Origin of the sequence: Streptomyces sp. NBC_00388 (assembly GCF_036061255.1) — a bacterium.
Lineage (GTDB): Bacteria > Actinomycetota > Actinomycetes > Streptomycetales > Streptomycetaceae > Streptomyces.
The window spans coordinates 4,468,614-4,481,701 of sequence record NZ_CP107948.1 but is presented as its reverse complement, the minus strand read 5'-3'; the positions used below and the strand labels follow the sequence as shown (position 1 = coordinate 4,481,701).

General features: G+C 70.5%; 13 protein-coding genes. 3 read left to right on the top strand and 10 right to left on the bottom strand.

Features of this window, described 5'->3' with window-relative positions; all coding sequences use genetic code 11:
• Positions 1 to 63 precede the first annotated feature (63 nt).
• Positions 64 to 969: a menaquinone biosynthetic enzyme MqnA/MqnD family protein gene (locus tag OG917_RS20125; protein ID WP_443058993.1), complete on the bottom strand. Its 906-nt coding sequence runs from the start codon at positions 967 to 969 to the stop codon at positions 64 to 66.
• Between the two features lie 259 nt (positions 970 to 1,228).
• Between OG917_RS20125 and OG917_RS20120 the strand changes: the two genes are divergently transcribed.
• The gene (locus tag OG917_RS20120) at positions 1,229 to 1,432 is read left to right on the top strand and encodes a cold-shock protein (RefSeq protein WP_008738468.1); all 204 of its coding nucleotides are present in this window, start codon (positions 1,229 to 1,231) and stop codon (positions 1,430 to 1,432) included.
• Positions 1,433 to 1,564: 132 nt separating this feature from the next.
• On the opposite strand, the gene OG917_RS20115 is transcribed toward OG917_RS20120, so the two are convergent.
• The 3 genes from OG917_RS20115 to OG917_RS20105 all read right to left on the bottom strand — a co-directional run bounded on the left by OG917_RS20115 (position 1,565) and on the right by OG917_RS20105 (position 5,103).
• Positions 1,565 to 1,759: a BBE domain-containing protein gene (locus OG917_RS20115; protein ID WP_328319004.1), complete on the bottom strand. Its 195-nt coding sequence runs from the start codon at positions 1,757 to 1,759 to the stop codon at positions 1,565 to 1,567.
• 73 nt (positions 1,760 to 1,832) lie between these two features.
• Positions 1,833 to 3,788: an AMP-dependent synthetase/ligase gene (locus OG917_RS20110; RefSeq protein WP_328319002.1), complete on the bottom strand. Its 1,956-nt coding sequence runs from the start codon at positions 3,786 to 3,788 to the stop codon at positions 1,833 to 1,835.
• Positions 3,789 to 3,852: 64 nt separating this feature from the next.
• Positions 3,853 to 5,103 carry an acetyl-CoA C-acetyltransferase gene (locus OG917_RS20105; protein ID WP_328319001.1) on the bottom strand — a complete coding sequence of 417 codons (1,251 nt, stop codon included), beginning with the start codon at positions 5,101 to 5,103 and terminating at the stop codon, positions 3,853 to 3,855.
• Between the two features lie 82 nt (positions 5,104 to 5,185).
• Between OG917_RS20105 and OG917_RS20100 the strand changes: the two genes are divergently transcribed.
• Together OG917_RS20100 and OG917_RS20095 are read left to right on the top strand one after the other, a co-directional pair.
• Positions 5,186 to 6,514, top strand: a complete 1,329-nt coding sequence (locus tag OG917_RS20100) for a 3-oxoacyl-ACP reductase (protein WP_328319000.1) — start codon at positions 5,186 to 5,188, stop codon at positions 6,512 to 6,514.
• Between the two features lie 274 nt (positions 6,515 to 6,788).
• Positions 6,789 to 7,673 carry a MaoC family dehydratase gene (locus OG917_RS20095; protein WP_328318999.1) on the top strand — a complete coding sequence of 295 codons (885 nt, stop codon included), beginning with the start codon at positions 6,789 to 6,791 and terminating at the stop codon, positions 7,671 to 7,673.
• On the opposite strand, the gene OG917_RS20090 is transcribed toward OG917_RS20095, so the two are convergent.
• The 6 genes from OG917_RS20090 to OG917_RS20065 all read right to left on the bottom strand — a co-directional run bounded on the left by OG917_RS20090 (position 7,633) and on the right by OG917_RS20065 (position 12,996).
• Complete coding sequence (locus OG917_RS20090) at positions 7,633 to 8,256, bottom strand: TetR/AcrR family transcriptional regulator (protein ID WP_328322035.1); 624 nt, start codon at positions 8,254 to 8,256, stop codon at positions 7,633 to 7,635. The genes OG917_RS20095 and OG917_RS20090 overlap by 41 nt on opposite strands.
• 175 nt (positions 8,257 to 8,431) lie before the next feature.
• A complete protein-coding gene (locus tag OG917_RS20085) occupies positions 8,432 to 9,793 on the bottom strand; it encodes a dicarboxylate/amino acid:cation symporter (protein ID WP_328318998.1) in 1,362 nt (453 codons plus the stop codon).
• Between the two features lie 405 nt (positions 9,794 to 10,198).
• Complete coding sequence (locus tag OG917_RS20080; protein ID WP_443059092.1) at positions 10,199 to 10,453, bottom strand: DUF4229 domain-containing protein; 255 nt, start codon at positions 10,451 to 10,453, stop codon at positions 10,199 to 10,201.
• Positions 10,454 to 10,650: 197 nt separating this feature from the next.
• On the bottom strand, positions 10,651 to 11,175 hold the full coding sequence (locus OG917_RS20075) for a GNAT family N-acetyltransferase (RefSeq protein ID WP_328318996.1): 525 nt from the start codon (positions 11,173 to 11,175) through the stop codon (positions 10,651 to 10,653).
• A gap of 91 nt (positions 11,176 to 11,266) precedes the next feature.
• A complete protein-coding gene (gene mqnE / locus OG917_RS20070) occupies positions 11,267 to 12,445 on the bottom strand; it encodes an aminofutalosine synthase MqnE (RefSeq protein WP_443058992.1) in 1,179 nt (392 codons plus the stop codon).
• 95 nt (positions 12,446 to 12,540) lie between these two features.
• The gene (locus OG917_RS20065) at positions 12,541 to 12,996 is read right to left on the bottom strand and encodes an Lrp/AsnC family transcriptional regulator (protein ID WP_328318994.1); all 456 of its coding nucleotides are present in this window, start codon (positions 12,994 to 12,996) and stop codon (positions 12,541 to 12,543) included.
• Positions 12,997 to 13,088 lie beyond the last annotated feature (92 nt).

Sequence of the window (13,088 nt, the reverse complement as noted above, 5' to 3'; positions counted from 1 at the left end):
GGCGGAGCGGGTCCCGGCGGGCCCCGCCGGCCTCCGGGCGGGGGCCGGCATCGGCAACCGTCCTCAGGAACCGAGCAGTTCGACGTGCACGTCCGACGGGAAGCCCGTCGTGGTGCCGACCCGTCGTGCGAACTCCCTGACGCCTTCGAGCTGGTCGGGCCCGAAGCGGAAGTCCAGCGTCGTGAAGTAGCGCTCCAGCAGCTCCGCGTCGAAGACCTCCCAGTGCGACGCCTGCTCGGCGACCTTGGTGACCTCTTCGAGCGACACGTCGCGCGAGGACAGGAACGCCTCGTGGACCGCCTTCACGACGGCGGGCTCGCGGGCCGCGTAGTCCTTGCGGGCGGCCCAGACCGCGAAGACGAACGGCAGACCCGTCCACTCCTTCCACATCTGGCCCAGGTCGTGGACCTGCAGGCCGAGCTTGGGGGCGTCGTGCAGTGCGGCACGCAGCGCCGCGTCACCGATGAGGACCGCCGCGTCGGCCTCCTGCATCATCACGCCGAGGTCGGGCGGGCACCGGTAGTAGTCGGGGGTAACCTCGTACCGCTCGGCGAGCAGCAGCTGCGCGAGCCGTACGGAGGTGCGCGAGGTGGAGCCGAGGGCCACCCGGGCGCCGTCGAGCTGCTCCAGCGGCTTCTTGGAGACGATCACGCAGGACATCACGGGCCCGTCGCAGCCGACGGCCAGGTCGGGGAAGGCCACCAGGTCGTCGGCGTTCTTGAGGAACTCGACGAGGGTGACGGGTGCGATGTCGAGGTCGCCCCTGACCAGCTGTTCGCTGAGCTTCTCGGGGGTGTCCTTGGTCAGCTCCAGATCGAGCAGGGTGCCGGTGCGTGCCAGGCCCCAGTAGAGCGGGAGACAGTTCAGGAACTGGATGTGCCCGACGCGGGGCCTGGTGCGACGGTGGTCGCCCTCGGCGGCGTGTCCGGCGACGGGTGCGGTGGCCTGTTCGGCGTATGAATTGTCCACATCGTGAGGCTAGACCCGCGTTGTACGCGGCAAAACGCAGGGTGGTCCGTCAGCCTGACACCGCGCGGTCAAACGTGCGGGTGAAGTGATCTTCGCCTCTATCGCGTGCGCGCGGGCGCGTGCTAGGCTCGCCGCAAGTTGCAGTTTGGTTTCCCTTGCAGTACAGAGCCTGCGGAGCATGTGACCCGCAGGCTTTTGTAGTTTTCAGACTTCTTAGCAGGTTCTGGAGCAGGGCAACCCTTTGGCCCAAGGAGGGCTTATGGCTACCGGAACCGTCAAGTGGTTCAACGCTGAAAAGGGCTTCGGCTTCATCGCCCAGGACGGCGGCGGCCCGGATGTCTTCGTCCACTATTCCGCGATCAACGCGTCTGGTTTCCGCTCGCTTGAGGAGAACCAGCTCGTGAACTTCGACGTCACGCAGGGCCCGAAGGGTCCGCAGGCGGAGAACGTCACCCCGGCCTAGTTGCCCGGGCCGACCGGATCGCGGTCGGGATAGCACCACCCAAGGAGCCCCCTCCCGTACGTTCGCGTGCGGATGGGGGCTCCTGCCTGTGTGACGCCCGGTGCCGGGGTGCCTCAGGGGGAAGCGCCGCCGTCACGCCGGTGCGGCGGGCGCGATGTTCTGGTTGGCGCGGAAGAGGTTCTGCGGGTCGCAGACCCTCTCGATCCCGGCCGGCCGGTCGTAGTGGTCACCGTAGGGGGCACTGACCCGGTCCTGCCCTCGCCCGGGCCCATGACGTTCACGTAGCCGCCGCCTCGAAGGCCTCGGGGTTGCGGGGCTGCTGGGCACCGGTGGGCAGGTGCGCGCCAGGGCCCCGGCGCCCGGCCGCACGGCGGGCGGGCGCCGCAGGACCGACACCTCGCTACCGCTGGTAGAGCGCCTCGATCTGCTGCTCGAAATCCCTGGCTATCGCCGCCCGTTTCAGCTTCAGCGAGGGCGTCAGATGCCCGCTCGCCTCGGTGAAGTCGACCGGGAGGACCGCGAACTTCCGGATGGACTCGGCCCGTGACACCAGCCGGTTCGCCTCGTCGACCGCCCGTTGCAGGGCCGCCAGCAGCTCCTCGTCCCCGACGAGGTCCCCGATCGGGACGTCGGTCTTCTTCCGCATCCGGCGCCAGTGCGCGAGCCCGTCCGGCTCCAGGGTGATCAGCGCCGTGACGTAGCTGCGGTTGTCGCCGACGACCATGCACTGGCCGACCAGCGGATGCGCCCGCAGCCAGTCCTCCAGGGGCGCGGGCGCCACGTTCTTGCCGCCCGACGTGATGATGATGTCCTTCTTGCGGCCGGTGATCGTGAGGTAGCCGTCCTCGTCCAGCTCACCGATGTCCCCCGTCGCGAACCACGGGCCGTGGCCCGCCGTCCCCGCGCCGCCCCCGTACGGCCCGCTCCCGGCCTCCCACGCGCCCTGCGGCGGCGCGCTGCTCCCCTGCCCCGCGATCTCCTCCTGCTGACGGTCCCAGTAGCCGCTGAAGACCTGGCCGCCCCTCAGCAGCACCTCGCCGTCGTCGGCGATACGGACGGCCGTACCGGGCAGCGGCCAGCCGACCGTGCCGAGCCGGGGCCGCAGGGGCGGGGTCACCGTCGCGGCTGCGGTCGTCTCGGTGAGGCCGTACCCCTCGAAGATCTGGATCCCGGCGCCCGCGTAGAAGGCCGCGAGCCGGTGCCCGAGCGGGGATCCGCCGCAGATCGCGTACTTCACACGGCCGCCGAGCGCCGCCCGTATCCGCCGGTAGACCAGCGGGTCGTAGACGGCGTGCGCCAGCCGCAGGCCCGTCCCCGGGCCCGGTCCGGTGCCGTGCTCCCTGGCCTCCAGCGCGTCCCCGTACCGCTGGGCGATCCTCGCCGCGCGGTCGAAGGACGCGGCCCTGCCCATCTTCTCGGCGGTGGCGCGGCCGGTGTTGTAGACCTTCTCCAGGACGTACGGGATCGCCAGCAGGAACGTCGGACGGAAGCCGGCCAGATCCGCCAGGAGGTCCTCCGTGCTGATGCTGGGCGCGTGCCCCAGCCGCACCCGGGCCCGCATGCAGCCGATCGCCACCATCCGGCCGAAGACATGGGAGAGCGGCAGGAAGAGCAGCGTCGACGCGGGGTCCTTGCTCACCGACCTGAAGACCGGGTGGAGCAGTTCGACCGCGTTGTCCACCTCGGCGAAGAAGTTGCCATGGGTGAGCACGCAGCCCTTGGGCCTGCCGGTGGTGCCGGAGGTGTAGATCAGGGTGGCCACCGAGGACGGAGCGCGCCCGGCCCTGCGTGCGGCGACCGCCTCGTCGGGTATGTCGCGGCCCGCGTTCTTCAGGAGGCCGATCGCTCCGGTGTCGAACTCCCAGAGGTTCGCCAGGGCGGGCAGCTGCCGGCGCTCCACGCTGATCAGCCGGGCCTGTTCCTTGTTCTCCACGGCGCAGGCGACCGCGCCGGAGTCCTGGAGGATCCAGCGGGCCTGGAAGGCGGAGGACGTCGGGTAGACCGGCACGGTGACCAGGCCCGCCGCCCAGGACGCGAAGTCGAGCAGCGTCCACTCGTAGGTCGTCCTGGCCATGATCGCGATACGGTCGCCGGCCGCCAGGCCCGCCGCGATGAGCCCCTTGGCCACGGCCTGCACCTCAACGGCGAACTCCATGGCGGAGACGTCGGTCCAGCTGCCGTCCGGCTGCTTCCGGCTGAGCACCGGATCGCCGGGCGCCTGGTGGGCGTTGTCGAAGGGGATGTCGGCGAGCGAACCGCGCTCGACGGGCCGGGCCAGCAGCGGCACGGAAACCTCCCGTACCACGCCGTTCACGCGCTGTTTGTGCGGTTCCAACTGCTGTACTGACGCGGTCACTTGCGGCTCCTCGTGTCGGGGTGTGCCGGGTCGCCCTGCCCTGGCCGGACGGGCCCGGCTCCGGTCAGGGGCGTTCGAGAACCGCTGTCACTCCCTGGCCGCCCGCCGCGCACACGGAGATCAGCCCCCGCCCAGGAGCCTCCCGCTCCGCGAGCAGCTTGGCCAGAGTGGCGACGATGCGGGCGCCGGTCGCCGCGAAGGGGTGGCCCGTCGCGAGCGAGGAGCCCGCGACGTTCAGCTTCGCGCGGTCCACCGGGGGGAGTCCCTGCTGCTCCCAGGCGGCCAGCGTGGCGAGCACCTGGGAGGCGAACGCCTCATGGACTTCGATGAGGTCGAAGTCGTCCAGGGTGAGCCCCGCGCGCTCCAGCATGCGCGGGACGGCGTAAGCGGGCGCCATCAGCAGCCCGTCGGGGCCGTTCACATAGTCGACGGCCGCCGTCTCGTACAGCGTGAGAAAGGCCAGCGGTTCGAGGCCGCGCTCGCGCGCCCACTCCTCGCTCGCCAGCAGGACGGTCGCCGCGCCGTCGGTGAGCGGGGTGGAGTTGCCCGCCGTCATCGTCGCGCCGGGCTCCCCTGCGCCGAACACCGGCTTGAGCGTGGCGAGTTTCTCCACGGTGGAGCCGGGCCGGAGGTTCTGGTCCCGGGCCAGCCCGTGGAAGGGCGTCACCAGGTCCTGGAAGAAGCCGCGTTCGTACGCCGCGGCGAGCCGCCGGTGACTGGTGGCGGCCAGCGCGTCCTGGTCGGCGCGGCCGATGTCCCACTCGCGGGCGGTGCGCGCCGCGTGCTCACCCATCGAAAGACCGGTGCGCGGCTCGGCGTTGCGGGGGATGTCGGGTACGAGGTGGCCGGGGCGCACCCGGGAGAGGGCCTTGAGCCGTCCGCCCACCGACCGGGCCCGGCGCGCCTCAAGCAGGATGGTGCGCAGCGTGTCGTTGACGCCGAGGGGTGCGTCGCTCGCGGTGTCCGAGCCGCCGGCGATCGCCGAGTCGAGGGCGCCGAGTGCGATCTTGTTGGCGGTGGCGATGACTGCCTGGAGGCCTGTCCCGCACGCCTGTTGGATGTCGTACGCGGGTGTGCGAGGGTCGAGGCGCGAGCCGAGCACCGTCTCCCGCGCGAGGTTGAAGTCGCGGCTGTGCTTGAGCACGGCGCCCGCGACGAACTCACCGACCTGCTCACCCTCAAGACCGAACCGCTCGACCAGTCCGTCCAGTGCCGCGGTCAGCATGGACTGGTTGGACACGGTGGCGTACGGGCCGTCCGCGCGCGCGAACGGGATGCGGCTTCCGCCGACCACGGCGACCTTGAGGGGCATCATCCCGGCATCATCTCGACCAGCTCCTGACTCTTCAGTAACCTTACTGAAGAGTAAATCTATGACGACGCAAGGAGTCTGGACAATGGCCGATCGCTATCTGCACTTCACCGGCACAGCACCCGGCCGTTTCCTGACCGGCAGGCTCGGCCTGCCGCAGCCGGCCGAGCTGCGCCGGTGGTCGGCCGGACACCCGCGCCTGGAAGGCCCCTTGCTGCACCTGGCCGCGGGCGGCTCCCCGCTCGCCGGACTCGCCGGCGTACTCGCCCGTACCGGCCTCCGGGTCACCGGGGCGGCAGCTGACGGTGAGCGGCCGGCGGGTGTCGTACTGGACGCGACCGGCGTCACCACGGTCGCGGGCCTGGCGGAGGTGCACGGCGCGCTGCACCCCCTCGTACGGTCGCTCGCGCCGGGCGGCCGGGTCGTGGTGCTGGGCGCCCCGCTCTCCGGCGACGACCACCACCAGGCAGCGGCGCAGCAGGCGCTCGAAGGGTTCGTGCGCTCGCTGGGCAAGGAGATCGGGCGGGGCCGCACGGTACAGCTGGTCAGGACGGAGTCCGCGCCCGCCGCCGAGTCGACGCTGCGGTTCCTGCTCTCACCGAAGTCCGCTTACGTCAGCGGCCAGGTCATCGAGATCGGCGGCGCGGGGCCCGGCACGGAACCGGACGCCCCGGAGAGCTGGGAGCTGCCGCTCGCAGGGCGTACGGCGCTGGTCACCGGCTCCGCCCGCGGGATCGGCGCGTCGGTCGCCGCGACCCTCGCCCGCGACGGGGCGCAGGTGGTCTGCCTCGACGTCCCGCAGGCGCGGGACGAACTGACCCGTACCGCGGGCCTGCTCGGCGGGACAGCCCTGCCGCTGGACATCACGGCGCCGGACGCGGCGGACCGGATCGCCGCCGCGCTCCCCGGCGGGCTGGACGTCCTGGTCCACAACGCGGGCATCACCCGCGACCGGCGGCTGGCCAACATGCCGGCCGACCGGTGGGCGAGCGTGCTCGATGTGAACCTGGACAGTGTGCTGCGGACGACGGACGCCCTGCTCGCGTCCGGCACGCTGGGCGCGGGCGGCCGTATCGTCGCCACGGCGTCGATCGCCGGGATCGCGGGCAACACCGGGCAGACCAACTACGCGGCCAGCAAGGCGGGCATCATCGGCCTGGTCCGCTCCCTGGCCCCCCGGCTCGCGGAGCAGGGCATCACGCTGAACGCCGTTGCCCCCGGCTTCATCGAGACGAAGATGACGGCCGCGGTCCCGCTCTTCATCCGCGAGGCGGGCCGCCGGATGAACTCCCTGGGCCAGGGCGGCCTCCCGGTCGACGTGGCCGAGACGACGGCCTGGTTCGCGCACCCCGCGTCGGGCGGCGTGCACGGCCAGGTCGTACGGGTCTGCGGGCAGAGCCTGCTGGGGGCTTGAGGGGCGGGCGGATACGGAAGGCGGTCCGGGCGTCGCCCGCCGCCCGGGCCACCGCACCCGTCCGGTCTCAGCAGCGGGGTCCCGGGCCCGGTGCGCGGGGTTCAGCCTCGCTGCTCCGGGTGCTGTTCGCCGGCGGCTGCCCCGTCCGTGAAGAGAAGGGGCGGGCCGACCGCGCAGCCGTACGGGCGGCACGGTCCGGTCCCTCACCCTTGACCTCAACCGGTCAGTAATGTTACTTCGGAGTAAATACCGTACGGATGAGGGAGCCTGGACCATGAGCGACCGCCCCCCGCACTCCCCCGGCCTGCTGCCGTCCATGGTGCGCGGCGCACTCACCTCTCCCTTCAAACGAACCCCGTCGTCCGCGGCGCCGCTCCCGGCGGACCGCCTCGTACGTCCCGCCGTCCGCATCGACCCCGGGCGGCTGGCCGCGTACGCCCGGATCTGCGGCTTCGACCGGGCCGACCCGCTCCCCCTCACGTATCCGCACGTCCTCGGCTTCCCGCAGGCCATGCGGCTGATGACGGCGCGGGCCTTCCCGCTGCCGGTACTCGGACTCGTCCACACCGGTATCGAGATCACCCAGCGGCGCGCCCTGCCTATGGACGCACGACCGGAACTGACCGTGTACGCCCATGCGTTGAGGCCGCACCGCCGTGGCACCGAGGCCGTCATGGTGACCGAGGCGCGGCTGGCGGGCGAGCTGGTCTGGGAGTCCCGGAGCACCTATCTGGCCCGCCACCCGGTGACCGGCGCCCCGGCAGCCCCTGCCGCAGCGGGCACACCGTCGCACCCCGCCGAGCGCTCCACCACCGCCACCACCACCGCCACCTGGGAGCTTCCCGCCGATCTGGGCCGCAGGTACGGCGCCGCGTCCGGCGACCGCAATCCGATCCACCTCCACCCGCTGACCGCGAAGCTCTTCGGCTTCCCGCGTGCCATCGCGCACGGCATGTGGACGGCCGCCCGCTGCCTCGCGGCGGCCGGGGCACCGGAAGCCGTGCACGCGGACATCGAGTTCAGGGCTCCGGTGCTGCTGCCGGGTACCGTCACGTACGCCGCGGGGGCGGGCGGCTTCCAGGTGCGCAGCGGGGCGCCGGGGGCGGAGCGGATCCACCTCACCGGCGTGGTGACGGCGCCCAGCGCTCCCCGTTCATAAGGTTCTCCAGGCCCGCCCAGGCGAAGTTCATCAGCGTGGACGCGGCTTCCTTGGCCGAGACCCCGGGCGCCCCGTTCGCCCAGCCGGCGAGGGACTCCGCAGCGCCGACCAGCGCCTGGGCGAGGCCTGCCACATCGCGGTCGGGCAGCGCCGGGTCGCGGTGGGCCTCACGGGCCGCCGACGCGATCAGGCCGGTCACGAAGTTCACGATCTCGTCGCGCATCGCGGTGACCTCGGCGGCGAACGGCTCGCCGTGCGTACGGGCCTGTTGGTACAGGACGTTCCAGCCGTCCTGGTGGTCCGCGGTGTGCTCGAAGAAGGCGCCGACGCCGTGCCACAGCTGCCGGTCCGCGGGGTCGGCCGGGTCCACCCCGGCCCGTACCGCGGCGACCAGTGCCTGGGCCTCTCGGCGGATGCAGGCGGTGAAGAGCTCTTCCTTGGAGTTCAGATAGAGGTACACCAGGGGCTTGGAGACACCCGCAAGTTCGGCGATCTCGTCCATCGAGGCGGCCCGGTACCCGCGCTGCCCGAACGTCCGCACGGCAGCGTCCATCATCTGCTGCTCGCGCACCGCCCTCGGCATCCGCTTGGCCTTGGCCACCTTGACTGCACCCACCTCAGAGCCCCTTCAGCCAGTTGGTCCGTACTTGGTACGCACCTGGCAAGGGTACGACTCCGGCCCCTCCCCGTCGGACGGAGGAGGGGCCGGTGGCCTGAAGTGAACGATCAAGAAGCGATCAATAACGGTCGGGTAGTTATCAGGCTGCGACCGGAACCGACGGCTCCTGCTCGACGGCGGGCGCCTCGCGCTCGTCGACCGGGGAGGCCGAAGCGGAGTTGAACGCGTCGAGGTCCAGGATCTTCTCGCGGGCCGAGACGATGACCGGAATCATGGCCTGCCCCGCGACGTTCGTCGCGGTGCGCATCATGTCCAGGATCGGGTCGATCGCCATCAGCAGACCCACACCTTCCAGCGGGAGGCCCAGCGTGGAGAGGGTCAGCGTCAGCATCACGGTCGCGCCGGTCAGTCCGGCGGTGGCCGCCGATCCGATGACCGAGACGAAGGCGATCAGCAGGTAGTCCTGAATGCCGAGGTGCACGTCGAAGATCTGCGCGATGAAGATCGCGGCGATCGCCGGGTAGATCGAGGCGCAGCCGTCCATCTTGGTGGTGGAGCCGAACGGCACGGCGAACGACGCGTACTCCTTCGGCACGCCGAGGCGCTCGGTGACGCGCTGGGTGACCGGCATGGTGCCGACCGAGGAGCGGGAGACGAACGCCAGCTGGATCGCGGGCCAGGCGCCCTTGAAGAACTGCAGCGGGTTGACCTTGGCCACCGTCGCGAGCAGTACCGGGTAGACGACGAACATGACCAGCGCGCAGCCGACGTAGATGTCGGCGGTGAAGGTCGCGTACTTGCCGATCAGCTCCCAGCCGTAGTCGGCGATGGCGAAGCCGATCAGGCCGATGGTGCCCAGCGGCGCGAGACGGATGACCCACCACAGGGCCTTCTGGAGCAGTTCGAGGAAGGACTCGCTGATCTTGAGGATCGGCTCGGCCTTCTCGCCGAGCTGGAGCGCGGCGACACCGGCGACGGCGGCCATGAAGACGATCTGCAGGACGTTCAGCTGAGTGAACGGCGTGACGATGTCCGTGGGCACGATGCCGGTCAGGAAGTCGATCCAGGAGCCGGATCCGTCGGGTGCCTTGCCGTCCTTCGGCGTGAGGCCGGTGCCGGCGCCGGGGTTGGTGATCAGGCCGATGGCGAGGCCGATGACGACCGCGATCAGCGACGTGATCATGAACCACATCACCGTACGGGTGGCCAGCCGGGCGGCGTTGTTGACCTTGCGCAGATTGGTGATCGACACCAGGATCGCGAAGAAGACGAGCGGGGCCACGGCCAGCTTCAGCAGCTGGATGAAGATGCCGCCGACGTGCTCCAGCGTGGACTTGAGCCAGCTGATGTCCTGGCTGCGGGCCAGCCAGCCGAGCAGGACACCCAGGACAAGACCGGCGAGGATCTGGGCCCAGAACGGGAACTTGTCGGATATTCGGGACTTCGCGGGGCCCGCGTTCGCGGGGGCGGGACTCGCGGAGCTCGCGGGACCTGCAGACATGGGGACACTCCGGTGAGGACGCAGCTGTGTGCTCGGCGGCGAGCACGGGGGACGGGGGCGCGGCGCCCGGCACAGGGGGCGCCGCCGCATGAGGCCGATCAGACGCGGCGACAGGCCGCGGACATGCAGCGGCAGAGATCGACATGCAGGCGCTCCACGAGCGCGGGGCTCTCGGGATGCGGGCGCACGGCTGTCTTCATGTCGAACACGTTAACACTTGGACTTTGGGCGTCTCAAAGCAGTTCTTTGGGGCAAGGGCGCGCCCGCACGCGAAAACGCCGGGACCCCGGCGCTGGAGCGGCTGGCTCCGGCCCGGGGTTCCCGGCGTATGTGACGTAACTTACGGTGCCTGCCCGCGCCTTGGGACGGCGCGGGGCCGCGGGTGCAGCGGAAGCGGGCCGCCCTCTACTGGGTGAGGCCGTCCTCCTGCGTGCGGTTGGTCTCCAGGCGCACCTTGGCCCGCTCGACCCTGTTGATCAGCTGCTCGGACATCTTGTCGCGCTGCCTGCGCAGCAGGACGAAGCTGAGGGGCGCGGAGATGACCAGGGCCAGCAGGATCGTCCAGACGAAGTTGGAGCCGCCGAGTCCCTTGGGGACGATGCCGAAGTGGACGAGGATCGCGCAGAAGACCAGGGATCCCATGAAGATGACGATCCGCATCGCGGTGTAGCGGATCGTGGCGCCCGGGTTGGCTACAGACACGGCTGGGGCCTCTCTCTTCGTACCGCTGGACTTCGTACCGGCTGACTTCGTACCGGCGGGAGCCGATCCCTCTGATCCTCCCGATCCTGCCCGACAAGTGAAGCACGCCCCACTTGCGATCTTCCAGGCCGGGGTACGTGCCGGGCGCGGCGGGGTCAGAGCAGCGGCAGATACATCATGATGTCGTCGCGGTCGTCGCCGGGAGCGACCCGGATCGCGTCGGGCGCCCTGCCCACTTCCTTGTAGCCGCAGGACGCGTAGAACCGGTCGACACCGGTGCCGCCCCGGCAGGTCAGCCGGATTCCCTCGATGCCGTCCAGGGTGCGGGCCGCGTCCGCCGCCGCCGTCATCAGGTCGCGCCCGTACCCCTTGCCCTGGTGGGAGGGGTGCACCATCACCGTGTAGAGCCAGATCCAGTGGCGCATCAGACGGTGCGTGTTGAGCGTGAGGAACGCGGTGGCGGCGACCGCGCCGCTCTCGTCGCGGCCCACCAGCAGCCGGACACGGCCCTCGGTCATCGCGGTGAGGTGCTTGATCAGTTCCGGGCGGATGTCGTCGGGTGTGACCGGCGGGACGAAGCCGACGGCGCCGTCCGCGTTCGACACGTCCGTCCAGAGCGCGACCACCTCGTCGCGCAGCCTGGCGTCCATCCGCGGGTCCAGCTGAAACGTGAGGCTCATACGTCCAGCGTAGGAAAGGACGGAACCCCGGCGGAGGCCGGGGTTCCGTCCGCCCGTCGTGCGGACGCGCGCGGGGTGGGGCGGGAGCAGCTCAGAAGCGCATCGGCTGCGGGGCGTCGCGGCGGGCCGGGTCCGGCCCTTCGAACTCGCGGACGATCTCGTACTGGGTGTTGCGCTCGACCGGACGGAAGCCCGCGTCACGGATCAGTTCGAGCAGGTCCTCGCGGCCGAGCTTGTTCGGCGTGCCGTAGTTGTCGGCGTCGTGGGTGATCTTGTACTCCACCACCGAGCCGTCCATGTCGTCGGCGCCGTGCTGGAGGGCGAGCTGCGAGGTCTGGACGCCGTGCATGGGCCAGAAGACCTTCACGTGCGGGACGTTGTCGAAGAGCAGCCGGGAGACCGCGAAGGTCTTCAGCGCCTCGGCGCCGGTCGCCATCGTGGTCCGCACCTGGAGCTTGTTGCGGACCTTGCCGTCCTTCATGTCCACGAAGTCGTGCTGGTAGCGCAGCGGGATGAAGACCTGGAAGCCACCGGTCTCGTCCTGGAGCTCACGCAGCCGCAGTACGTGGTCCACGCGGTGGCGCGGCTCCTCGATGTGGCCGTACAGCATCGTCGCCGGGGTCTTCAGGCCCTTCTCGTGGGCGAGGCGGTGGATGCGCGACCAGTCCTCCCAGTGGGTGGCGTGGTCGACGATGTGCTGCCGGACCTCCCAGTCGAAGATCTCGGCGCCGCCACCGGTCAGCGACTCCAGGCCGGCCTCGATCAGCTCGTCGAGGATCTCCGACGCGGAGAGCCCGGAGATCGTCTCGAAGTGGTGGATCTCGGTGGCGGTGAACGCCTTGAGGGCGACCTGCGGGAGGGCTTCCTTCAGCGCGCTGAGCGAGCGGGGGTAGTAACGCCACGGCAGCGTCGGGTGGAGGCCATTGACGATGTGCAGCTCGGTGAGGTTGTCGCCCTCCATCGCCTTGGCGAGGCGCACGGCCTCCTCGATGCGCATCGTGTACGCGTCCTTCTCGCCCGGCTTGCGCTGGAACGAGCAGTAGGCGCACGAGGCGGTGCACACATTGGTCATGTTGAGGTGCCGGTTGACGTTGAAGTGGACAACGTCGCCGTTCTTGCGCGTACGCACCTCGTGGGCGAGGCCGCCGAGCCAGGCCAGATCGTCCGTCTCGTAGAGCGCGACGCCGTCCTCACGGGTCAGCCGCTCACCGGCCCGGACCTTCGCCTCGATCTCGCGCTTGAGGCCTACATCGTTGATCGACGCAGTCATAGTGCGGCCGCCTCCCATATGCGTACGTAAACAACCAGCCAACCGTACTCCCCCGCCCGCACGGCTCCTGGACCCGGCTGGCACCCCGTGCCGGGTCAGCTCGGCTCGGGCAGTTCCCCGACGCGGTTCTCCCACTTGGTGGAGAGCACGATCGTGGTGCGGGTGCGGGAGACACCCCGGGTGCCGCTGAGCCTGCGGATCGTGCGCTCCAGACCGTCCACGTCGCCGACCCTGACCTTGAGCATGTACGAGTCGTCGCCCGCGATGAACCAGGCGTCCTCGATCTCGGCCAGGTCCTTGAGCCGGTGGGCGACGTCCTCGTGGTCGGCGGCGTCCGAGAGCGAGATGCCGATGAGCGCGGTCACCCCGAGGCCGAGCGACTTGGCGTCGACGGTGGCGCGGTAACCGGTGATCACGCCGGCCGCTTCGAGGCGGTTGATGCGGTCGGTGACGCTGGGCCCGGATAGCCCTACGAGCCGGCCGAGCTCGGCGTAGGAGGCCCTGCCGTTCTCCCGCAACGCCTGGATGAGCTGCCTGTCAACCGCGTCCATACTGGTGAAGCCTTCCATTGTTCAGCAATATCGCGAGTTTACGTATAGAATCTAAGGCGTCCAGGGAAAACGCCCTGGGAATCTTTCATCAG